Here is a 20,351-nt window from a genome sequence, read left to right as displayed (position 1 = left end):
ATTTGTCGGAGACTGGTCAGTCATGGCTGTTTGAGCGGTAAAACCACGGTCGCGGTAATTTCAAACAGCTGTTTTAGCGGGTACTCTATCCTGCCTCATTAACCCTTTGCCCATTGCGAGGAGTCCGTCGTCATGACATGCCGTGAAGGCTGTGGCGCCTGCTGCATTGCCCCTTCCATCAGTTCTCCGATTCCTGGCATGCCCAATGGCAAAGCCGCGGGAGAACGTTGCCTGCACCTTTCGGTCGATCACCTGTGCGCAATTTTCGGGATGCCCGAAAGGCCGGCTGTCTGCGGAGCGTTTGAGGCGGATGTCGAGGTCTGCGGCAGCAGCCGTGAAGAAGCCATCAAATTGATTGGCTGGTGGGAGCAAATGACGGCAGCTTAGGGGGGGCAATGAACGGAACTTCAACAATAAGGAAAAAGACAATGGGTTCGCTGCATCGAATGGCTGTGGTCTATGGCTTGACGGTTTTGCTGGCTGCAACGGCGGAGGCCGAGGAATGGAAAACCGCCAAGGAGGCGGACGGCATCAAGATCTCCTTGAGCGAAGTGGCTGGCTCCGAATACAAGGCCTACCGCGGCGTGACGATCATGAAGACCTCCATGGCCAAGCTACGCGGCCTGCAGGAAGACGTTGTCGGTGCCTGCGCCTGGATCCATGAGTGCAAGTCACAGAAGCTGCTCAAGCACGAAGGCAACCAAACCTGGACCTACACCCGGTTCAGCACTCCCTGGCCGGTGACTGCCCGCGATTCGGTGCTGCACGTGACGACCACTGAGGGTGCCGATGGCAGCCTGACCCGCAAACTGGAAGGCGTGCCGACCTATGTTCCTGAGGAGAAGGGCTTTGTTCGTGTCGCTCAGGTGCAAGGTTTCTGGAAGTTCGTGCCAAAAGGTGCTGATCAGGTAGAAGTGACCTATCAGGTCCACACCGAGCCAGGTGGCAGTGTGCCGTCGTGGCTGGCCAACAAATTTGTGGTCGATGCGCCGTTCAACACCTTGAAAGCACTCAAGGAACGAGCTGAAAAGTAGCCTGTAATCGGGCTACTAAAATAACAGGGTTATAGATAATAACCCTGTTATGGAATATTGATTTTCTACTAGAACCATCCTGAAAATTCTAAATCTGCCACCGGAGACGGTAAATTTGGCCATCCAGGCGCACTTGCTCTTAGTACTTTCACTCTGATTATATCAAGCTCTTTTATGTAGTTGCGAATGTGTTCTTTGGTAAGCGTGTCCTCGGTTTCATGCTCTGGAAAAACTCCGCTTCGCTTTAGTTCTCCGTACCTTAATACGCCCTTGTCTCCTTCTGCAGAAGTAACTAGAACAGCTCCATATTTTATCACGCCTGATACTGTGGCGACGTATTCCTTTCCGGTGTCAAACATTATTCCTTTCCTTGATGTTTGTTGGTAAATAAAAAGTGGTTGTTTTTTTTGTGTTCGTTTTGCCCTGAGTAGAAGAGTAGCTTATGTAAGGAGGTTGCTGCGTGTTAAAGTTGTAATAGGATGCATCGCTGAATCACCCGATTCAACACCTGGAGCGTTTTATATTTCAACGACTTGGAGCATCGGTTTTATAGAGCGACACCGATTTACGCAGCGTCTTCCGTACCTGTGCAAGGTAATGGGTAACTGCAACAAAAAACCGCTCTTCAAGATCTCTGCCGACCCTGCTGATGGCCAAAACAGAATTGTCGAGCGACCTTGAGTTCCGTAATACTGTTGCTCTTTTTTATATATCAACTCGTTTCGACTTGATCCGCGACCACCAATGCTGCAGCGGCCGCCGGAAACTGCGCGCACTGATGGATGTCAAGTTTCGTGTTGTCCGAGATACGTCGGAAACTGATCCGTCAGCATTTTGGGTTATCGAGATCGCTAAAAGATCGCAGCCTGCGGCAGCTCCTACAGGCAGAGTACATGAATGAAATCTTGAAAACTGAACGCCTTGCTACACCGACCAACAGATCTGGCACAGACCATGCAGCAAGAGTAGATCGCGATCTACAAACCAACGTGACCCTCCTGTCCTTAAATGCGGTGCATCGGGCGTGAGGGTGAAGCAGGTGTAAACCTATTGCAGAACTATCAGTAAATCTTCGCACTCAGGGGAACGATTGCCCGGCCTCAGGGGTCGAGATAGGTGTGAGCCCATTCGTGGGGTTTTCGAGGAGGCACTGATGCAAAAGTGGGACGTCACCTTCGTTGATGATCATGGTGTGCAAGCCGTTGAACATTTCGATTGCGAGCAAAAGCCCAGCATGGAGCAGGCTGCGCAAATGATTCGGGCAAAACTTCTCCCGGTCCCGGCCGTGCTGGATCTCAATGATCTGGAAGGCCGCATCGAAGACCCCACGGTCAAAAACCTGAAGGAACAGTGCGGCATTGAAATCCTCAGCATCACCCAGGCTCCATGAGCGTCACGCATTATCCTTGTCCAGCCCCTCTGGCACAGGTACTGGCTTCGCGCTACTCTGCAATCGAGATCAGCGAATGAATCGCTAAGGTCTGGTCTTGTCAGCTACATGCTTGTTTCCCCGCGGCAGTCCTGGTGCCGTAGCGCTTTCAGCATTCGATTGCGAGCGTGGGGGGAGTACGGAAAGTCTATCCATTCGGTTTTAGGAGGACGTTTTCATGAGCACAGCCTATCAAGAAGACATCAGCAGCAGCGTACTGCGCCGCATGAAAGAAGGCGGTTTCGACTTTTCACGATTCCATCCCATCGAGTTCTACGCCATTTTCCCGGACGAGGAACGGGCACGCAGGGCGGCAGGGCATTTTCGCGGTGAGTCACTCAATGCTCAGGTCAGCGTGCGTGATGACGGCGCCTGGCATCTGGAGCTGAGCAAGGTGATGTACGCCACCTACGGCGGCATCGGTGACTTCGAGCAGGATTTCGAGGCGGTGGTCGAGCCTCTGGGCGGGATTATCGAAGGTTGGGGCGTGAAGCAGGAGGTACGAGGGTTACTCGCATAGCACCTATGAACAGCATCAACACTCAGCATATCGGCTGACCTTCGGGTCGGCCGATTTCGTTTGTGGCGGACAGAAAGTCAAAAGATCGCAGCCTTCGGCAGCTCCTACACCGACCGGGTGCAGATCCAGATTGTGGGCTGCCGAGGCTGCGATCTTTTTGCCGTGCAACGAAATCAACTCTGGCTATGCTTCGCAATGAAGCGGGGGGCGGTCGGGTGGGGGCGTTTGCTGCACAGCAATGGTGCGGTGTTTCTTGGGCGTTTATCCAACCGATTGATTTTAAAGCGTTTCTGCCGCTGGCACGGGGCTTGCGAAGCCTAGGTGTCCGGGTGACAAGGAGTACGGCATGATCCGCACCTATTTTGATGAGATGTACGATGCCGGCGGCCAGGTCCGCCCGCATTATCGGGAGTTTGCCCGTTGGTTGGCCGAAACGCCTGACGAGCTATTGGCACAACGGCGACGCGAGGCCGATCTGCTATTTCATCGCGCCGGGATTACTTTCACACTCTATGGTGATGAGCAGGGGACAGAACGCCTGATTCCCTTCGACACCATTCCCCGCAGCATCCCCGCCAGTGAGTGGCGGATCGTCGAACGCGGCTGCATCCAGCGGGTCAAGGCGTTGAACATGTTCCTCGCCGATCTCTATCACGAGCAGCGCATCATCAAGGCCGGCATCATTCCGGCCGAGCAGGTACTGGCTAACGAGCAGTACCAGTTGGCCATGCAAGGTCTGGATCTGCATCGCGATATCTATTCGCACATCTCTGGCGTCGATCTGGTGCGTGATGGCGACGGCACCTATTACGTGCTCGAAGACAATCTGCGTACCCCCAGCGGCGTCAGCTACATGCTCGAAGACCGCAAGATGATGATGCGGTTGTTCCCCGAATTGTTCGCCGCCCAGCGCATCGCGCCGATCGATCATTACCCCAATCTGTTGCTCGATACTCTGAAAAGCTCCAGCCCGCTGGATAATCCCAGTGTCGTGGTGTTGACGCCCGGGCGCTTCAACAGCGCGTTCTTCGAACACGCGTTCCTGGCGCGGGAAATGGGCGTCGAACTGGTCGAGGGAGCTGATCTGTTTGTCCGCGATGATCGGGTATTCATGCGCACCACTGACGGGCCGAAAGCAGTCGATGTGATCTATCGGCGTCTCGACGATGCCTTCCTTGACCCGCTGGCGTTCAATCCGGATTCGATGCTCGGCGTGCCTGGCCTGCTGTCGTCCTATCGTTCGGGCAATGTGGTGTTGGCCAATGCCATCGGTACCGGTGTGGCGGACGACAAGTCGGTCTATCCGTTCGTCACGGACATGATCCGCTTCTATCTGGACGAGGAGCCGATCCTCAAGAACGTGCCGACCTTTCAGTGCCGCAGGCCCGAGGAACTGTCCCACGTGCTGGCGAACCTGGGGGATCTGGTGGTCAAGGAAACCCAGGGTTCCGGTGGTTACGGAATGCTGGTGGGGCCGGCGGCGACGGCGGCGGAAATCGAAGCTTTCCGGGCGCGGATCAAAGCCAAGCCTCACGCTTATATCGCCCAACCGACCCTGTGCCTGTCGACGTGTCCGACCTTTGTCGAAAACGGTATTGCCCCGCGCCATATCGACCTGCGCCCGTTTGTACTGTCTGGTCGCGAAACCCGGGTCGTACCCGGCGGCCTGACCCGTGTCGCTCTACGAGAAGGATCCCTGGTGGTGAATTCGTCCCAGGGTGGTGGAACCAAGGACACCTGGGTGGTCGAGGATTGAAGGAAGCCTGCCATGTTAAGTAGAACTGCCTCGGATTTGTATTGGATGTCGCGTTACCTGGAGCGGGCGGAAAACCTCGCACGGATGCTAGACATCAGTTATTCGCTGTCATTGATGCCGCAGGACGGCCGCGGTGACGGTTTGCATGAACTGGCGATGCCGCTGTTGATCACCGGCACCCTGGACGACTATCTGGAGCGCCACGGTGCGTTGCATGCCGAACGGCTGCTGCACTTCTTCGCCCTGGATGCGGCCAACCCGGCGAGCATCTACAGCTGTCTCGGTGCCGCCCGGGCCAGCGCCCATGCGGTGCGTGGGCGAATCACCGCCGACATGTGGGAAAACATCAACGCCACCTGGCTGGAGATTCGCGGTATCGCCGAACAAGGCCTCAGCCGTTATGGCATGAGCCGTTTCTGCGAGTGGATCAAGGAGCGTTCCCACCTGTTTCGTGGCGCGTCGTACGGCACCATCATGCGCAACGATGCGTTTCGGTTTATCCGTCTAGGGACCTTCATCGAACGGGCCGACAACACCCTGCGCCTGCTCGATGCCCGCTACGAAATGGCCGGTGACCAGGCCGAAGCGGTCAGCGACGGCACCGCCCACGCCTACTACCAGTGGAGTGCCTTGCTGCGCGCTTTGTCCTCGTTCGAGGCCTACACCGAGATCTACCGCGATGCTCCCGGAGCGCGACACGTCGCCGAACTGTTGCTGTTGCGCGCCGATGTACCGCGCTCCCTGCGTGCCTGCACTGAAGAGATCGACCAGATCCTCGCCAGCCTGCCGGGCGCCAACGGCCGCCCGGCGCAACGCCTGGCCGCGGAGATAGACGCGCGTCTGCGCTACACCGGGATCAACGAAATCCTCGAGGAAGGCTTGCACGCCTGGCTGACCGAATATATCCCGCTGGTGCGCCAGTTGGGCAACGCCATTCACAGTTCCTACCTGGAGGCTGCATGAGACTTTCCATTAGCCACGAAACCACCTATCACTACGAAGATCAGGTGCGGGCGAGCATCCAGTATTTACGCCTGACGCCCCACGACAGCGAGCGTCAGCACGTACTCAGCTGGCAGCTTGACCTGCCGCGGCCGGTGCGCGCGCAACTGGATCCGTTCGGCAATATCTTGCACGTGCTGACCATGGATGAACCCCATGAAGCGATTGTCATCGGCGCCCGCGGGCAGGTGGATATCGATGAACAGCACGAAGCCGAACATGAGAGCCAGTCGGCACTGCCGTTCCTGCGTTTTACCCGGTTGACCGAGGCAGACGAAGCCTTGCGTGCTTTTGCTGCCAGGCAATGCCTCAAGCGCCGTGATCGCACCGGGTTGATCGATCTGATGCACGGTTTGAACCAGCACATGACCTACACCCCGGGGGCCACCGAAGTTGACACCAGTGCTGGTGAAGCCTTCGCCGGGCGGGCCGGGGTTTGCCAGGACCATACCCATGCATTTCTGGCCTGCGCCCGCAGCCTGGGCATTCCGGCGCGTTACGTCTCGGGTTATCTGTTCAGCGAAAACAGCGAACACCTGGCCAGTCATGCCTGGGCCGAGGCCTGGCTGGACGACGCCTGGTACAGCTTCGATGTGACCAATCAACTGGCCCGGCCCGAGCGTCACCTGAAACTGGCGGTCGGCCTCGACTATCTGGATGCCTGCCCGGTACGCGGCATGCGCCGCGGCGGTGGCTGCGAGCAGATGCACGCCAAAGTCTTCGTCTCGCCGACGCCGGTTTTTTCGGTGCAGCAGCAGTAATCGGGGATACCGCATCGCGGGGAATGGGTCGAGACACAAATTGTCAAACCATCAAGGCTGCTGCTTTCGCCCCGCCATATGCTTCAAATACCCTACCAACAACTCCAGCTCCGCATCCGGTAGCACGCTTGCGGAGAAGCCGGGCATTTTCGCCTGTGGCCAATGGCGCAGGCTCTGAGGGTCGCGGATATAGCGCTTGAGGAAGTCGGCACCGAAGTATTCGGTAGGGCTGAAAGGGATATTCAGATCAGGCCCCATCTGCGCATCACCCGCACCATTCAGGCGATGGCAGGCCAGGCAGTTCTTCTGGAACAGCGCAAAACCCTGGTTCACCGGGTCATTTGCCGCCAGCTTCGGATCCGGGCGCAAGGCCGGGAAACGCTCGGTAACCGGCGCCAGGCGTTTGATACTGGCGACCTGGAATGGCCATTGTTCCGGGCTGATCTGACCGGCCTGGGGATCGCTCCAGACCAGATAGAACGGCCCGGCACTCGGCTTGCCCGCCGCCAGTGGCGGCCAGGGATGCTGTGGATCTTCTACCGCCAACCAGGCTTGCGCGCCGCTGTCATTCAGCAGCGGACCAGCCGCCAGCTCGGCGGCAAAACCGTCGAGCGCCACCGCTTGCAGGTGGTCATCGGCGGCGATGCCAGTGAGCAACGCCGACAGCGGCACGGCGCGATAACTCATGTCCCGCTTGTAAGACACATCGTCAGTAATTCTGATCGCCTGAGCTTGAGGGTGCCTGAGCAATTCCTCGGTTTGCCAGGTTCGGCTGCCAGCGCCCAGGTCCAGGACCAGTTGCGCGGCATGCAGGGGCGAGCAGAGCAGCAAGGTCCCGAACAAAATAAAAGGTTTCAATTGATCGCCGTAATGTCGTCAGTGAGATCGCCCCAAGACTATGGGACATAGTCGGACAGGGCGCCATCGAACTGCCGAGTCTTGCTCGAAGATTGGCACACAAGCGCCAGCCCCGGTAGTGAACCGGGGCACACTTTGAATGCGGCGCTGTGAAACTGCCACGCCTTTAGCCGATCACTTTGGTCAGGTTTGGCAAAATCAGGAGTAGCGTGGTGGCGAATAGAATGAGCCCGGCTTGACGTACTTTCGATTGTTTGAACATGGCTGACTGCCTTTTTTGTTATTTGTTGAACGTCAAATTGCTTGCCTGCATTTCTCCATGACGGCAAAGCGCTGTTCTTCCTTTCTGACGAGGGCCCCGGCAAAACCCGGCGACAACCTCGTACAGGTTTACCTTAGGGGCCGCGCCCCTGTTGGTTTAGATCCATTTCATATCAGTAAGGCCAGTAAGTAGTGCAAAAAGCTATGAGGCCTATTGCCAGCTTCTTGGCCGCCCTTTGGCTAGACAGTTCCGTCGCTCTATCGGTGCAAGCAATTAGCTCGCTACCGTTCGTCTGAGCGTGACCGTCAAGGCCAGTGAGCGCTTCGGTCATTGAATCCATTGCTGCCGAGCCTAAGGTGGAAGGCCTGTATTACTCACTTGCCCAGCGGTTCGAGGACGTCATGACTGAAGCTTTGATATTCGATGCGTTACGCACTCCCCGTGGCAAAGGCAAGCCCGATGGTGCCTTGCACAGCGTCAAGCCGGTCAATCTGCTGGCCGGGCTGCTGAGCGCTCTGCAACAGCGTACGGCGCTCGATACCAGCCAGGTCGATGACATCGTGCTCGGTTGCGTGACCCCGATCGGCGACCAGGGCGCCGATATTGCCAAGACTGCCGCGCTGGTTGCCGATTGGGACGTCAGCGTGGCCGGTGTGCAAATCAATCGCTTCTGCGCGTCGGGCCTGGAAGCGGTCAATCTGGGCGCCATGAAAGTTCGCTCCGGGTTCGAAGACCTGGTGGTGGTCGGTGGCGTCGAGTCGATGTCGCGGGTGCCGATGGGCAGCGACGGCGGTCCGTGGGCACTCGACCCGCAAACCAACTTGCACAGCCACTTCGTCCCCCAAGGCATAAGCGCGGACCTGATCGCCACGCTGGAAGGCTTCAGTCGCGAGGAGGTCGATGGTTTTGCCTTGCACTCCCAGCAAAAGGCCGCACGGGCGAGGGCGGACGGTTCTTTCAATAAATCGTTGGTGCCGGTGCTGGACCAGAACGGCATCGTGCTGCTCGATCACGATGAATTCATTCGCGCGGGCTCCACCCTTGAAGGCCTGGGTAATCTCAAGCCGAGCTTTGAAATGATCGGGCAAATGGGCTTCGACGCCACGGCATTGCGGGTCTACAGCCACGTAGAGCGCATCAACCACGTGCACACCCCGGGCAACAGCTCGGGGATAGTCGACGGCGCAGCCTTGATGCTCGTCGGTTCCGAGGCCAAGGGCCGGGCGCTGGGTCTGCAGGCGCGGGCGCGGATAGTCGCCACGGCGGTCACCAGCACCGATCCGACCATCATGCTCACCGGTCCTGCCCCGGCCACCCGTAAAGCCCTGGCCAAGGCCGGGCTGCGGGTCGAAGACATCGACCTGTTCGAGGTCAACGAAGCGTTTGCTTCGGTGGTGCTGAAGTTCATCAAGGACATGGCTATCGATCCGGGCAAAGTCAACGTCAATGGCGGCTCCATCGCCATGGGCCACCCGCTGGGCGCTACCGGCTGCGCGATCCTCGGGACCTTGCTCGATGAGCTGGAAGCGCGACGCCTGCGCTACGGCCTGGCGACCCTCTGTGTCGGCGGCGGCATGGGTATTGCCACCATCATCGAACGTCTTTGAGCCCTGACTACAAGGAAACACTTTCATGACTGATGCCATCCGTTACGAAAAAGGTCAGGACCAGATCGTTGTCCTGACCATCGACATGCCCGGCCAGAGCGCCAATACCATGAACGCGGTCTACCGCGATGCCATGGCGGCCAGCGTTGCCCGGCTGGTTGCCGAGCAAGCGTCGATCGCCGGGGTCATCATTACCTCGGCGAAGAAAACCTTCTTTGCCGGCGGCGACCTCAATGAGCTGATCAGCGTCGGCAAAGCCCAGGCCAAGGCGTTTTACGACATGGTGCTGACGCTCAAGGGCCAGCTGCGAACGCTGGAGACCCTGGGCAAGCCGGTGGTCGCCGCGATCAACGGAGCGGCGCTGGGCGGCGGTTGGGAGATTTGCCTGGCCTGTCATCACCGGATCGCGCTGGACAACAAATCGCTGCAGATCGGCTTGCCGGAAGTCACCCTCGGCCTGCTGCCGGGCGGCGGCGGGGTGGTGCGCATGGTCCGCATGCTCGGGTTGGAAAAAGCCCTGCCGTACCTGCTCGAAGGCAAGAAAGTCACCCCGCAGCAAGCGCTGCAAACCGGTTTGATCGATGAGTTGGCGGCTGACCCGGATGAGCTGCTGGTCAAGGCTCGGTCGTGGATCGTCGCCAACCCGGCAGTCAAACAGCCTTGGGACATGAGCGGCTATCAGATTCCAGGAGGTGCCCCGTCACATCCGAAAGTGGCGCAGGTGCTGGCCATTTTACCGTCGATCCTGCGCGCAAAAACCAATGGTTGCCTGCCCGCGCCGGAGAAAATCCTCTGCGCGGCAGTGGAGGGCGCCCAGGTTGATTTCGCTACCGCACAGTTGATTGAAACCCGCTACTTCACGGAACTGACCACCGGCCAGGTGGCGAAGAACATGATCGGCACCTTTTGGTTCCAGCTCAATGAAATCAATGCCGGCAGCTCACGACCGCAAGGTTTTACACCCTGCGTGACACGTAAGGTCGGGGTGCTCGGCGCGGGCATGATGGGGGCCGGGATTGCCTATGTCAGTGCGCTGGCGGGGATCGAGGTGGTGCTCAAGGACATCAACCTCGCCGCCGCCGAAAAGGGCAAGGCGCATTCGGCAGCCTTGCTCGACAAGAAAGTCGCCCGCGGGCAACTGACCGCCGAGCAGCGCGACGCCACCCTCGCACGAATCAGCACCACCGAGCAGGATGCCGACCTGGTCGGTTGCGACCTGATCATCGAAGCAGTGTTCGAGGATCGTGAACTCAAGGCCAGAGTCACCAGCGCCGCGCAAAAGGTGGTCGGCAGCGAGGCAGTGATCGCCTCCAACACCTCGACCCTGCCGATCAGCGGCCTGGCCACTGCGGTGCCGCAGCCGGAAAAATTCATTGGTCTGCACTTCTTCAGCCCGGTGGAAAAAATGCCCCTGGTGGAAATCATCAAGGGCGCTCGCACCAGCGATGAAACCCTGGCGCGCGGTTTCGATTTCGTCCTGCAAATCCGCAAAATCCCGATTGTGGTCAACGACAGCCGAGGTTTTTTTACTTCGCGGGTGTTCGGCACCTTCACCAACGAAGGCATCGCCATGCTTGGCGAAGGCATTTCAGCACCGATGATCGAAACTGAAGCGCGCAAAGCCGGGATGCCTATTGGCCCGCTGGCGATTTCCGACGAAGTGTCCCTGAGCCTGATGAGCCATATCCGTCAGCAAACCGCCAAGGACCTGCAAGCCGAAGGTAAAACGCTGCCGCTGCATCCGGCCTTTGCGGTGATCGATGTGCTGCTCAATGAATACAAACGCCCTGGCAAGGCGGCCGGTGGCGGGTTCTACGACTATCCGGCCGGTGGGCAAAAGCACCTATGGCCGGAGTTGAAAAAGCGCTTCGAAACAGCCGACGGGCAGATTTCGCCCCAGGACGTGCGTGACCGGCTGCTGTTCGTGCAGGCCATCGAAACCGTGCGCTGTGTGGAGGAGGGCGTGCTGCAGTCGACGGCCGATGCCAACATCGGCTCGATTTTCGGCATTGGCTTCGCGGCCTGGACCGGTGGCGCGCTGCAGTTCATCAACCAGTATGGCTTGAAGGACTTCATTGCCCGCGCCCAGTACCTGGCCGAGCAATATGGCGAACGCTTTGCGCCACCGGCGCTGCTGTTGGAGAAGGCTGCCCAGGATAAGCTGTTCTGACCTTTTCAAGGTGTTCGGAGCTTGCCTTGAACCGGTATTTCAAGGCAGGCTCTGAGGTGTGCACTATCGCCTTAATCGTGTCAGGTAATTTTTATGTCGTTACGCATCTGCATTCTGGAAACCGATATCCTGCGTCCAGAACTGGTCGATCAATATCAGGGTTACGGGCAGATGTTCCAGCGTCTGTTCTCGCAGCAGCCGATTGCTGCCGAGTTCACCGTCTACAACGTGATGCAGGGCGAGTACCCCAGCGATGAGCTGAGTTTCGACGCCTATCTGGTCACCGGTAGCAAAGCTGATTCCTTCGGCACCGATCCGTGGATTGAAACCCTCAAGACTTACCTGTTGGAGCGCTACGAGCGCGGCGACAAACTGCTGGGCATCTGCTTTGGCCATCAACTGCTGGCGTTGCTGCTGGGCGGCAAGAGCGAGCGCGCGCCACAAGGTTGGGGTGTCGGGACTCACAACTACACAATGGCCACTGCCGCCAAAGCACCGTGGATGAGCCCGGTGGTCGAAGAGCTGACCTTGTTGATCAGTCACCAGGACCAGGTCACCGCCTTGCCGGAAAATGCCACGGTGATCGCTTCCAGCGACTTCTGCCCGTTCGCCGCGTACCACATCAACGACCAGGTGCTGTGCTTCCAGGGCCACCCGGAGTTCATCCATGACTATTCGCGAGCGCTGCTGGAGCTTCGTCAACAGGCCCTTGGCGAACAGATCTACCAGAAAGGCGTGGCCAGCCTCGACCGCGACCACCATGGCGCCACCGTGGCGGAATGGATGATGCGCTTTGTGGCGCACAAGCCCGACGCTGAGCCGGTTTAAATCGCTAAAAGCATCGTCGGAACACCGCCCCCGTAGGAGCTGCCGCAGGCTGCGATCTTTTGATCTTGGCGATTGTGCTGTCCGCCGAAAAGATCGCAGGCTCCGCCAGCGCCTACGCCGACCGCATGCACCTGCAATATCGTGGGTGTCCGCAATTCCCCTGTGGGAACGAGCCTGCTCGCGATGGGCTCAACCGGTTTAATCTGCAGAAAACACAGTCCGCAACCTACAACCACCCCGACCGCTTGAAGCTGGCCCACAACCCGACACACCCCACCGTAATAAACCCCAGCACCCCGAAGTAACCGTAATGCCAGCCCAGCTCGGGCATGTTCTGGAAGTTCATCCCGTAGATCCCCGCCACTGCCGTCGGGAACGCCAGAATTGCCGCCCAGGCCGCGAACTTGCGCTGCACCACACTTTGCCGCGAAGCTTCCAGCAACACCCCGACTTCAATGGTCTGGCTGGCAATGTCCGCCAGGGTCGCCAGGTCTTCCATCTGCCGGGTGACATGAATCTGCACATCGCGGAAATACGGCCGCATGTTCTTGTCAATGAACGGAAAGCTCAGCTTCTGCAATTCCTCACCGATCTCCACCATCGGCGCCGCATACCGACGCAAACGCAGCACATCGCGACGCAGGCTATGGAGTTTCTGGATGTCGCGCTCATTCAGTGAGCTACACATCACGTTGCGCTCCAGCTCATCGATCTCGTTATGGATCGCTTCGCCCACCGGCTGATAGTTTTCGATGACGAAGTCGAGCAGGGCATAGAGTACGAAATCTTCCCCGTGCTCGAGCAACAGCGGCCGCGCCTCACAACGCTGTCGGACATGGGCGTAAGACTTTGATTTACCGTTTCGGGCAGTGATGATATAGCCATTGCCAGCAAAGATATGGGTTTCGATGAACTCCAGCCTGCCCGCCGTGCGCACCGGTGAATAGGTGACGATGAACAACGCATCGCCGAAGGTTTCCAGTTTCGGGCGGCTGTGTTTTTCCAGGGCATCTTCGATGGCCAGTTCATGCAGGTTGAACTGTTTTTGCAGGTTGGTCAGCTCCTGGGCATTGGGTTCTTCCAGACCGATCCAGACGAAATGCCCAGGCTTCGCCGCCCAGGCGCTGCCTTCATCGAGGGTGATATTGGTAACTTTCTTACCGGCGCTGTAAACCGCAGCAGCAACGACTCTACCCATAATTCTTGTTCGCTTCTTCGTGGCCAATGGCAGTGACAGGCATGGTGCATGCTTAGCCTGCTCTGTCTGATCAGAGTCAGCAACATCGGTGCAGTTCACCGACAAAAAAATGCCCGCGCGAGGCGGGCTGGGTTCAGGCCGGTTGCAGCTGCCGATCCATCGATTCTATGCACTCGCGCATCTGCTCGCGGCACTGGGCGATCAGCATCGGCATATCGTCCAGGCTCAATCCGGCGGTGGGAATCGCCGGCAGCGAGCGGATCAGGATCCTGCCACTGCGCCAACGGTTCAGGCGCATTTGCTTGATGTAGCTGCTGACGCACACCGGAACAATCGGCACACCCGCGGCAATCGCCATCTGGAATGCGCCTTTCTTGAACGGCAGCAACTCTTCGCCGAGGTTGCGCGTGCCTTCCGGGAAGACCCAGATCGAGGTGTCCTTGTGTCGCAAAGTGTGGGTAGTGGTCAGCATCGCCTGGCGCGCCTTGTGCGCGTTGCCGCGGTCGATCAACACGTTGCCCGCGAGCCAGAACAATTGTCCGAACAACGGCACCCATTTCAGGCTCTTCTTGCCGATGCACACCGTGCGCCGCGGCACCACATTGCCCAGCACGAACAAATCGTAGTTGGACTGGTGGTTGGCAATGATCACGCAGCCTGGAGCTTTGTCCATCAACGGCCCGACCTCGGCTTTCACCCGCAGGCGCAAGATACACATCGCCGGCCAGGCGTAGAGGCGAGCGCATAAACGGCTGTTGTCCGGGTTGAACGGTCGGCACAGTCCGAGCATTACTCCCAGCACACCCGCTGCCATGAAGTGCAAGCCCATCAACAACATGCGAAACAGATAAAGCATTTACAGGCCCGCCGGGACAAAAGGTGGCGCAGTGTACGGATGTGCATTGTTTTCGGCAATTGCCTGTATAAACGCGGGAGATGGCCGATGTTTGAGCGCATGTTTCCGGTCTGTGTCAATGCGATCCAGAGCGGCCGTAAGGGTTCTCAAAGAACATTCAAGAAAAAGCCCGACTCGATGGTCGGGCTTTTCCCGGTATGGGCTGTTAAACCAAATGCTCCTGGTCCTGGATGATCGCGTTGTCCAGGGTCTCCAGCAGTGCCTTGCGTACTTTCAGCTTGGTGTTCTTGTGGGCGGTCATGTTGATCTTCTTCAACTGACGCGCGGCAGCCAATGCAGCGCCTTGCAGCTCCTCGGGAGCAACCACCTTATCGAGGAATCCGGCATCCACCGCACCTTGCGGGTCAAACATCTCGGCGTTGATCACCGAACGATGGAACGCCGACTTGCGCAGACGATCACGGGCCAACTCGATACCGGCGTGGTGCATGGTCATGCCAATCTGCACTTCGTTCAGGCCGATACTGAACGGGCCTTCGACGCCGATCCGGTAATCCGCCGACAACAGCAGGAATGCACCTTTTGCCACCGCATGCCCAGGGCAAGCCACGACGACCGGGAACGGGTGCGACAACAGGCGACGGGCCAGGGTCGATCCCGAGGTCACCAGGCTGACCGCTTCCTTGGGGCCGGAGGTCATCACCTTCAAATCGTAGCCGCCCGACAGAATCCCCGGCTGACCGGTAATGATCACCACCGCGCGATCCGTCACCGCCTGATCCAGCGCAGCATTGAAAGCAGCAATCACGTCAGGGGAAATGGCATTGACCTTGCCGTTGCTCAAGGTCAGGGTCGCGATACCGTCTTCGAGGTGGTAAGAAATCAACTCGCTCATGACGCTATTCCTTGTAATGAAGTGAGGCAGACGTTACCCACCGCCACAGGCCAGGTAAAGCGCCGTGACTGACTGACGAGTCAGCCTTTTCCCGCCCGACAAGCGTAGCCGGCCATGCTGGCGCCGCGTTGCCCTCTATATGACGCACAGGCAAGGCCAGAGATTGGCGGGTTTGCCATGGCCCGACACAGCGGCCAACCACCTCCACCGACATAAATCTCTTAAGCACATGAAAATTCTGAAAAAAATATTTGCCATTGGAAAAGCTTTCGACTACATTAGCGCGCCTCGACAGACAGAACATGTTTGACGAGATACGGTGAAGTGTCCGAGTGGCTTAAGGAGCACGCCTGGAAAGTGTGTATACAAGAAATTGTATCGAGAGTTCGAATCTCTCCTTCACCGCCATATTCGATGTACACAAAACCCCTGGTTTCGAAAGAAGCCAGGGGTTTTGTGGTTTTTGCGTCTTTAAAAAGTCAGTTGTGCCAGGGAAAAAATTTCCCTGGCTTCCCTCCATAGCGAACGAAACCGGAAGTAGATCTCTGGCGTGTATGGAGTGAGCAAAACCGGAGGTACTGACTAATGACCAGCAAGCTTCGCATTTCTGCTGTGCAACCAGTTGCCGGCAAACATGCCCTTTACATCGCATGACTCTGGAGCAATCTGGAGCGGTTATGCCGACCCGTGATTTCAAACGCTGGATGCTGAGTAACAATCTCTCATTATCGGCGGCGGCTGTTGAGCTGGGGTTCACTCGCCGAACGATCACCTAAAAATGAAAACAAAAAGCCCGCACATGGCGGGCTTCAGGTAATGAGTGGTCACCTCCCTGTGACTGACTTCAATGTGCCAGTCCGGTGTGACGAGAACATGACAAGAGCCTCCCAAAAAAGAGGGATTCAGGACTGCCAGGAGCAAGATCGTTCAATACTACAGGCGCGATGTACGGCGCACCACCAGGGTGGTGCGGCGTACTTGAGCGTTACTTATGGTGCACTCGCCGGGAAATCTCTTCATAGGTCGCGCTGTCAACGGCAGCCAGCAGCTTTCTGCCATCCTTGAGTGTCCCGATAAAAGTCACTTCGGTTTCCTTGCCCGCCAGCATGAATCCGGCGATTGCCCCTATGGGGCCGAGCAACATGGCACCGGCTATGCCGAAACCTATGGCGTCCTTGACGTTGTTTATGGATTCCTCATTGGCGACTTCCAGCGTTTTAAACGCTGTCAGGGGGAGGGTAATGCCGGGCCATCGATTGAGAGATGTCCTGAGGGTGAAAACGCCATTTTGATATTCCCCGTCACCCTGCAGAAAGTCCCCCGCCAAGACAGTGATGTTTGCCATTTTGATCTTCCCTTGGTGGCAATCGGTGAACAATCATTGCGCGCTCACTGTGAGCGGACGTCAATATTGCGGCGATGAAATGCAACGCCACCCCAGGTGCTTTTTTAGGGGATCGCGCTCTTTGTGCGCTCAGTTGCCAATCCTCGGGTTTCCACCATTAAGGGACTAGAATTATTAGATGCATCAATGGAGTGCGATGCCGATGGTCTGCTGGCAGCCTGATGCCATTTGCGTTGCTACAGACTTTTAAGCCACTCATTCGAGGGCTGTCTCATGTCTACTTACGAGCAAGTGATCGAGCATAAGTCCTTCTCGGAACCCGACGAAACGCGTGAATTTTCTAACGGGAAGGCTGAAATCCTGAGAATTGGTCATTCAGAGGTTGGGCGTTTCACCTTTAAACCCGGGTGGCGCTGGACCAATGACATTCAGCCGCTGGCCCAGACACCTACTTGTCAGGCGCCACACTTCCAGTATCACGTCGCCGGCAGGCTGGCGATTCTGATGGATGACGGCACTGAAATCATCGCCGGGCCGGGTGACATCACCTCACTGCCGGCAGGCCACGATGCCTGGGTGGTCGGTGACGAGGCAGTGGTGGTGGTCGACTGGTTTGGAGCCAGTAACTATGCCCGAAAGGCTTGAAATGCTGAGGGCGCAACTCGTCGTTACGCTATGGCTGGTGGTGCGTAATGGGGGTAGGTTGGAGTCATTGATCAGTCGATGAAAGCGCAAGCTTTCAAGGTGGGCCCATGTCTCTATATGTAGTGACTAGCGTTCGCAGGAATGAGGCCGGGATTGTCGAATACCTCAAGTGGGCTCCCTATAGCGGAGATGAACCTCACCAGAGTGGCAGCGAAGAGGTTGTGCCAGTTTCGGTAGTGGTGGCTTCCATTGATGACGGCGACATCATCGATACGCTCTTTATTGCCGAGGGCCAGCAGGTCCATGGCGGTCGGCTGGTTCTCAAGGCGCTCCCGGATGGCCACGTGACCGTCGAAGTTGAAGAGCATGGGGGCTCGGGTAGATCCATCAAGGATCTACCGGACTTTTAACGAACGTGCACTCGAGTAGCGAGAGGGACTGGGTGTGCCTTGCCGAGACTTGAACTTCAGAGGGCTGCGGTAATGACTGAACGCCATGTGGATCACCGGGAAACGCTCTCCAATGGTTGCAGGATCGAAGTGAAAGCGCAGATATTGAAAGATGGTTCCCTGCTGCTGCTGGTGAATGTTTATGCGCCGAACGGAAAGGCCATCGTCGAGGACTACGCCCCGGAGCTGCATAATCTGGACATGGAGGCTGCCATGGATTTGGCGATAGGCATTGCCAGAAGCATAGGGAATGGTCAAAGAACGCTGTAGCGGTCAGATGTGTTCCGATCCATCTGTGCGCCTGCGGTTTTTTCATCTGCGCGACATTCCTTTCACGAATTATTCACAAGCGGCTGCGTAGGCTCAAACCATCCGTTAAAAAGCAAATCCATTAAGCCCGTTCCCCAGCGGGCTTTTTTTTGTCTGTGTGAAAACTCTTTCCTTAAAAGATGTCCAACTCCCTGCAGCTCGCGGGGATTTGGCAGGTTCAAGTGCGTAACTTGCTATCATCCAGCATTCTCCCACTTACAATATCCAGCATTTTTTGAGGTTCACATCATGCGTTTAACATTGCCCACAATGGTTCTTGGGCTTTTGGTCGCTCAGGGCGCAATGGCGGCAGGCGATGGTACAGCCGCGGTTGGCGGCGGTCTTGGTGGTGCGTTAGGGAACGTGGTGGGCCAGCAGCTCGGTGGCAGCACCGGGGCAGTGATTGGTGCCGGGGTTGGCGGTGCAGCGGGGAGTGCCGTGGGCGCTCGCAAGGGCAGCCGGACTGAAGCCGCCATTGGCGGCGGTATCGGCTCGGCGGGTGGTTCGGTGATCGGTAACAAACTCGGCGGATCGACGGGATCCACCATTGGTGCCGGCCTTGGCGGCGCAGCGGGTGGTGCATTGGGTAGCAATATGGCCAGTGATAACGATAGCCATTCCAGCGGTCGTAAACACAAGCACGGCCACAAGCATAAGCACCACAAACACGACTGATTGCTGATCAGTCGATGTCCTTGAAGCCCCGGCCCAGTGCCGGGCTTTTCGTTTCTGGTTCAGGCTTTTACGGCTGCCAAAGGGTTTTCTCCCGACTCAACTTGCGATCGAGAAAACTCGCCGCGCTGCGCATGTCGCCGATGATGCCGTGGGCGTCGATCGGTCTCTTTCGTTCGGTGCTTTGTCGTTCCGTATGAGGGGCAGCCTGAGGGGCAGCCATTGCCTTGGAACTCCGGATAGAGGGCCTGATTAGCTGACTGATGGGTGGAGGGTAGAGTTCAGAACCCGATGGTGATTTGACCTGACGGTGCGCGTGAAGCCGAAAAGATCGCAGCCTGCGGCAGCTCCTACCGCCGATTGCGTCCACCTGCAATGTCGCGAGTAAACGCCAATCCCTCGTAGGAGCTGCCGCAGGCTGCGATCTTTTGATCTTTGCTTCTGCGCAATCACGGTTTGTGGCAAGTTGCAGTCCCCTGATGAGGCTGCAACCAGATGGCAAATCCCTATCGCGAGTTATTCAACGCCCCCGGCGCCAGAGCCTTTGTGCTGGCGGGGATGATCGCGCGGATGCCGATCTCCATGACCGGCATCGGGCTGATCACCATGCTTGCGCAATTGCAGGGCGGTTACGCGCTGGCGGGGGCGGTGGCGGCAACCTTTGCCTTGGCCACGGCGCTGTGTGCGCCACAGGTGTCGCGCATGGTCGATCGTTTCGGCCAGGGCCGGGTGCTGCCCGTGTCGGCGCTGGTCGGTGGTGGGGCGTTGTTGATGGTATTGCTCTGCACCCGCTTGCAGGCGCCGAACTGGACGTTGTTCATTTTCGCTGCGCTGGCCGGATGCATGCCGAGCATGTCGGCGATGGTCCGGGCCCGCTGGACCGAGCTGTATCGCGGTCAGCCGCAGTTGCAGACAGCCTATGCGCTGGAGTCGGTGCTGGACGAGGTGTGTTTCATTGTCGGCCCGCCGTTGTCGGTGGGGTTGTGCGTAGTGGCGTTTCCCGAGGCCGGTCCGCTGGCGGCGTTGCTGATGCTGGCGGTCGGCGTGACGGCGTTTGTCTTGCAGCGTGGAACCGAGCCGCCGGTGCATCCCCATGATGATCATGAGCGTGGCTCGATCATTCGCTCGGGGGCGATTCGTCTGCTGTGCCTGTTGATGGTTGCCTTGGGCACTATCGTCGGCGTGGTCGATGTGGTCAGCGTGGCCTTTGCCCATCAACAGGGCCAGCCAGCGGCCGCGAGTATCGTGCTGTCGGTGTACGCCATCGGTTCGTGTCTGGCCGGGTTGGCCTTTGGCGCGTTGAAGCTGGATATCCCGCTGCCGCGGCTGTTTCTGTATGGCGGCGTGGCGACGGCGGTGACCACGCTGCCGCTGCTGTTGGCCAGCGATATCTTTGGTCTGTCGATGGCGGTATTCGTCTCCGGACTGTTTTTTGCCCCCACCTTGATCGTCGCCATGGCCCTTGTGGAAAACCTGGTGCCGCCGGCCAAACTCACCGAAGGCCTGACCTGGCTGGTCACTGGCTTGAGCATCGGCGTGGCGATCGGCGCGGCCGGTTCGGGCTGGCTGGTGGATGCCTTCGGTGCCCGCAGCGGGTTCTGGGTGGCGCTGGCAGCGGGTGTGGTGGTGTTGGGGGCGGCAATCCAGAGCTTTCGACGCTTGGGTTGATTGTCGACACGCGTATCTGTGGCAGCGGGCCTGCCCTGTAGGCATGAACTCCCGTAGCCCCATCAAGCATCAAAAAAATGTGTAGAT

At 58.0% G+C, this 20,351-nt stretch carries 22 protein-coding genes and 1 tRNA gene; 16 read left to right on the top strand and 7 right to left on the bottom strand.

Annotation, left to right across the window (positions count from 1 at the left end; all coding sequences use genetic code 11):
• Positions 1-132 precede the first annotated feature (132 nt).
• Complete coding sequence (locus AC3IUA_RS22370; RefSeq protein WP_489357071.1) at positions 133-387, top strand: YkgJ family cysteine cluster protein; 255 nt, start codon at positions 133-135, stop codon at positions 385-387.
• Positions 388-428: 41 nt separating this feature from the next.
• Positions 429-1,034, top strand: coding sequence for an START domain-containing protein (locus AC3IUA_RS22365; RefSeq protein ID WP_489357070.1), 606 nt, complete (start codon positions 429-431; stop codon positions 1,032-1,034).
• A gap of 68 nt (positions 1,035-1,102) precedes the next feature.
• Here AC3IUA_RS22365 and AC3IUA_RS22360 read toward each other — a convergent pair whose 3' ends face one another.
• Complete coding sequence (locus tag AC3IUA_RS22360) at positions 1,103-1,393, bottom strand: hypothetical protein (RefSeq protein WP_489357069.1); 291 nt, start codon at positions 1,391-1,393, stop codon at positions 1,103-1,105.
• A 794-nt stretch (positions 1,394-2,187) separates the two neighbouring features.
• Here AC3IUA_RS22360 and AC3IUA_RS22355 point away from each other — a divergent pair.
• From AC3IUA_RS22355 to AC3IUA_RS22335, 5 genes are all read left to right on the top strand, one after another.
• Positions 2,188-2,424: a hypothetical protein gene (locus tag AC3IUA_RS22355; protein ID WP_489357068.1), complete on the top strand. Its 237-nt coding sequence runs from the start codon at positions 2,188-2,190 to the stop codon at positions 2,422-2,424.
• 217 nt (positions 2,425-2,641) lie between these two features.
• Positions 2,642-2,983 carry a ribonuclease E inhibitor RraB gene (locus AC3IUA_RS22350; protein ID WP_019689386.1) on the top strand — a complete coding sequence of 114 codons (342 nt, stop codon included), beginning with the start codon at positions 2,642-2,644 and terminating at the stop codon, positions 2,981-2,983.
• Positions 2,984-3,329: 346 nt separating this feature from the next.
• Positions 3,330-4,739 carry a circularly permuted type 2 ATP-grasp protein gene (locus AC3IUA_RS22345; RefSeq protein ID WP_489357067.1) on the top strand — a complete coding sequence of 470 codons (1,410 nt, stop codon included), beginning with the start codon at positions 3,330-3,332 and terminating at the stop codon, positions 4,737-4,739.
• Between the two features lie 12 nt (positions 4,740-4,751).
• The gene (locus AC3IUA_RS22340; RefSeq protein ID WP_489357066.1) at positions 4,752-5,702 is read left to right on the top strand and encodes an alpha-E domain-containing protein; all 951 of its coding nucleotides are present in this window, start codon (positions 4,752-4,754) and stop codon (positions 5,700-5,702) included.
• Positions 5,699-6,502: a transglutaminase family protein gene (locus AC3IUA_RS22335; RefSeq protein WP_489357065.1), complete on the top strand. Its 804-nt coding sequence runs from the start codon at positions 5,699-5,701 to the stop codon at positions 6,500-6,502. Before AC3IUA_RS22340 ends, AC3IUA_RS22335 begins: the two co-directional genes overlap by 4 nt.
• Before the next feature lie 51 nt (positions 6,503-6,553).
• Here AC3IUA_RS22335 and AC3IUA_RS22330 read toward each other — a convergent pair whose 3' ends face one another.
• Complete coding sequence (locus tag AC3IUA_RS22330; protein WP_489357064.1) at positions 6,554-7,360, bottom strand: c-type cytochrome; 807 nt, start codon at positions 7,358-7,360, stop codon at positions 6,554-6,556.
• 663 nt (positions 7,361-8,023) lie between these two features.
• Between AC3IUA_RS22330 and AC3IUA_RS22325 the strand changes: the two genes are divergently transcribed.
• From AC3IUA_RS22325 to AC3IUA_RS22315, 3 genes are all read left to right on the top strand, one after another.
• Positions 8,024-9,229 (top strand): acetyl-CoA C-acetyltransferase, encoded by a 1,206-nt coding sequence (locus AC3IUA_RS22325; protein ID WP_489357063.1) that lies wholly within the window; start codon positions 8,024-8,026, stop codon positions 9,227-9,229.
• 25 nt (positions 9,230-9,254) lie between these two features.
• Positions 9,255-11,399, top strand: a complete 2,145-nt coding sequence (locus AC3IUA_RS22320) for a 3-hydroxyacyl-CoA dehydrogenase NAD-binding domain-containing protein (protein WP_489357062.1) — start codon at positions 9,255-9,257, stop codon at positions 11,397-11,399.
• 93 nt (positions 11,400-11,492) lie between these two features.
• The gene (locus tag AC3IUA_RS22315) at positions 11,493-12,227 is read left to right on the top strand and encodes an amidotransferase (RefSeq protein ID WP_489357061.1); all 735 of its coding nucleotides are present in this window, start codon (positions 11,493-11,495) and stop codon (positions 12,225-12,227) included.
• Between the two features lie 226 nt (positions 12,228-12,453).
• Here the strand turns inward: AC3IUA_RS22315 and AC3IUA_RS22310 are convergent, their stop codons facing one another.
• The 3 genes from AC3IUA_RS22310 to AC3IUA_RS22300 form a co-directional block, all read right to left on the bottom strand.
• Entirely contained in the window at positions 12,454-13,425 is a 972-nt protein-coding gene (locus tag AC3IUA_RS22310; RefSeq protein WP_489357060.1) for a magnesium and cobalt transport protein CorA, read from the bottom strand.
• 133 nt (positions 13,426-13,558) lie between these two features.
• Positions 13,559-14,281 carry a lysophospholipid acyltransferase family protein gene (locus AC3IUA_RS22305; protein WP_489357059.1) on the bottom strand — a complete coding sequence of 241 codons (723 nt, stop codon included), beginning with the start codon at positions 14,279-14,281 and terminating at the stop codon, positions 13,559-13,561.
• A gap of 205 nt (positions 14,282-14,486) precedes the next feature.
• Complete coding sequence (locus AC3IUA_RS22300) at positions 14,487-15,176, bottom strand: crotonase/enoyl-CoA hydratase family protein (RefSeq protein WP_489357058.1); 690 nt, start codon at positions 15,174-15,176, stop codon at positions 14,487-14,489.
• A gap of 318 nt (positions 15,177-15,494) precedes the next feature.
• On the opposite strand from AC3IUA_RS22300, the gene AC3IUA_RS22295 reads away from it, so the two are divergent.
• Positions 15,495-15,584 (top strand) — tRNA-Ser (locus AC3IUA_RS22295).
• 577 nt (positions 15,585-16,161) lie between these two features.
• On the opposite strand, the gene AC3IUA_RS22290 is transcribed toward AC3IUA_RS22295, so the two are convergent.
• Positions 16,162-16,521: a hypothetical protein gene (locus AC3IUA_RS22290; RefSeq protein WP_489357057.1), complete on the bottom strand. Its 360-nt coding sequence runs from the start codon at positions 16,519-16,521 to the stop codon at positions 16,162-16,164.
• 273 nt (positions 16,522-16,794) lie between these two features.
• Between AC3IUA_RS22290 and AC3IUA_RS22285 the strand changes: the two genes are divergently transcribed.
• The 4 genes from AC3IUA_RS22285 (at position 16,795) to AC3IUA_RS22270 (ending at position 18,599) form a co-directional block, all read left to right on the top strand.
• Positions 16,795-17,166, top strand: coding sequence for a cupin domain-containing protein (locus AC3IUA_RS22285; RefSeq protein ID WP_489357056.1), 372 nt, complete (start codon positions 16,795-16,797; stop codon positions 17,164-17,166).
• 107 nt (positions 17,167-17,273) lie between these two features.
• Positions 17,274-17,576 (top strand): hypothetical protein, encoded by a 303-nt coding sequence (locus tag AC3IUA_RS22280; protein ID WP_150805412.1) that lies wholly within the window; start codon positions 17,274-17,276, stop codon positions 17,574-17,576.
• 72 nt (positions 17,577-17,648) lie between these two features.
• Positions 17,649-17,885 carry a hypothetical protein gene (locus AC3IUA_RS22275; RefSeq protein ID WP_489357055.1) on the top strand — a complete coding sequence of 79 codons (237 nt, stop codon included), beginning with the start codon at positions 17,649-17,651 and terminating at the stop codon, positions 17,883-17,885.
• A gap of 288 nt (positions 17,886-18,173) precedes the next feature.
• The gene (locus AC3IUA_RS22270) at positions 18,174-18,599 is read left to right on the top strand and encodes a hypothetical protein (protein WP_489357054.1); all 426 of its coding nucleotides are present in this window, start codon (positions 18,174-18,176) and stop codon (positions 18,597-18,599) included.
• A gap of 67 nt (positions 18,600-18,666) precedes the next feature.
• Here the strand turns inward: AC3IUA_RS22270 and AC3IUA_RS22265 are convergent, their stop codons facing one another.
• Positions 18,667-18,819, bottom strand: a complete 153-nt coding sequence (locus AC3IUA_RS22265; RefSeq protein WP_489357053.1) for a hypothetical protein — start codon at positions 18,817-18,819, stop codon at positions 18,667-18,669.
• 272 nt (positions 18,820-19,091) lie between these two features.
• Here AC3IUA_RS22265 and AC3IUA_RS22260 point away from each other — a divergent pair, with 272 nt between their 5' ends.
• Positions 19,092-20,264: an MFS transporter gene (locus AC3IUA_RS22260; protein WP_489357052.1), complete on the top strand. Its 1,173-nt coding sequence runs from the start codon at positions 19,092-19,094 to the stop codon at positions 20,262-20,264.
• Positions 20,265-20,351: the final 87 nt, after the last annotated feature.

The sequence above is a fragment of the Pseudomonas sp. KH_050 genome, assembly GCF_057838875.1.
The sequence above is the reverse complement of the archived record's forward strand: the minus strand, read 5'-3'. Positions and strand labels throughout refer to the sequence as shown.

Excerpts from the sequence above, each read along its gene's own strand:
- AC3IUA_RS22370 (WP_489357071.1), top strand. The coding sequence starts at position 133 with ATGACATGCCGTGAAGGCTGTGGCGCCTGCTGCATTGCCCCTTCCATC.
- AC3IUA_RS22365 (WP_489357070.1), top strand. The coding sequence starts at position 429 with ATGGGTTCGCTGCATCGAATGGCTGTGGTCTATGGCTTGACGGTTTTG.
- AC3IUA_RS22360 (WP_489357069.1), bottom strand. The coding sequence starts at position 1,393 with ATGTTTGACACCGGAAAGGAATACGTCGCCACAGTATCAGGCGTGATA.
- AC3IUA_RS22355 (WP_489357068.1), top strand. The coding sequence starts at position 2,188 with ATGCAAAAGTGGGACGTCACCTTCGTTGATGATCATGGTGTGCAAGCC.
- AC3IUA_RS22350 (WP_019689386.1), top strand. The coding sequence starts at position 2,642 with ATGAGCACAGCCTATCAAGAAGACATCAGCAGCAGCGTACTGCGCCGC.
- AC3IUA_RS22345 (WP_489357067.1), top strand. The coding sequence starts at position 3,330 with ATGATCCGCACCTATTTTGATGAGATGTACGATGCCGGCGGCCAGGTC.
- AC3IUA_RS22340 (WP_489357066.1), top strand. The coding sequence starts at position 4,752 with ATGTTAAGTAGAACTGCCTCGGATTTGTATTGGATGTCGCGTTACCTG.
- AC3IUA_RS22335 (WP_489357065.1), top strand. The coding sequence starts at position 5,699 with ATGAGACTTTCCATTAGCCACGAAACCACCTATCACTACGAAGATCAG.
- AC3IUA_RS22325 (WP_489357063.1), top strand. The coding sequence starts at position 8,024 with ATGACTGAAGCTTTGATATTCGATGCGTTACGCACTCCCCGTGGCAAA.
- AC3IUA_RS22320 (WP_489357062.1), top strand. The coding sequence starts at position 9,255 with ATGACTGATGCCATCCGTTACGAAAAAGGTCAGGACCAGATCGTTGTC.
- AC3IUA_RS22315 (WP_489357061.1), top strand. The coding sequence starts at position 11,493 with ATGTCGTTACGCATCTGCATTCTGGAAACCGATATCCTGCGTCCAGAA.
- AC3IUA_RS22310 (WP_489357060.1), bottom strand. The coding sequence starts at position 13,425 with ATGGGTAGAGTCGTTGCTGCTGCGGTTTACAGCGCCGGTAAGAAAGTT.
- AC3IUA_RS22305 (WP_489357059.1), bottom strand. The coding sequence starts at position 14,281 with ATGCTTTATCTGTTTCGCATGTTGTTGATGGGCTTGCACTTCATGGCA.
- AC3IUA_RS22300 (WP_489357058.1), bottom strand. The coding sequence starts at position 15,176 with ATGAGCGAGTTGATTTCTTACCACCTCGAAGACGGTATCGCGACCCTG.
- AC3IUA_RS22290 (WP_489357057.1), bottom strand. The coding sequence starts at position 16,521 with ATGGCAAACATCACTGTCTTGGCGGGGGACTTTCTGCAGGGTGACGGG.
- AC3IUA_RS22285 (WP_489357056.1), top strand. The coding sequence starts at position 16,795 with ATGTCTACTTACGAGCAAGTGATCGAGCATAAGTCCTTCTCGGAACCC.
- AC3IUA_RS22280 (WP_150805412.1), top strand. The coding sequence starts at position 17,274 with ATGTCTCTATATGTAGTGACTAGCGTTCGCAGGAATGAGGCCGGGATT.
- AC3IUA_RS22275 (WP_489357055.1), top strand. The coding sequence starts at position 17,649 with ATGACTGAACGCCATGTGGATCACCGGGAAACGCTCTCCAATGGTTGC.
- AC3IUA_RS22270 (WP_489357054.1), top strand. The coding sequence starts at position 18,174 with ATGCGTTTAACATTGCCCACAATGGTTCTTGGGCTTTTGGTCGCTCAG.
- AC3IUA_RS22265 (WP_489357053.1), bottom strand. The coding sequence starts at position 18,819 with ATGGCTGCCCCTCAGGCTGCCCCTCATACGGAACGACAAAGCACCGAA.
- AC3IUA_RS22260 (WP_489357052.1), top strand. The coding sequence starts at position 19,092 with ATGGCAAATCCCTATCGCGAGTTATTCAACGCCCCCGGCGCCAGAGCC.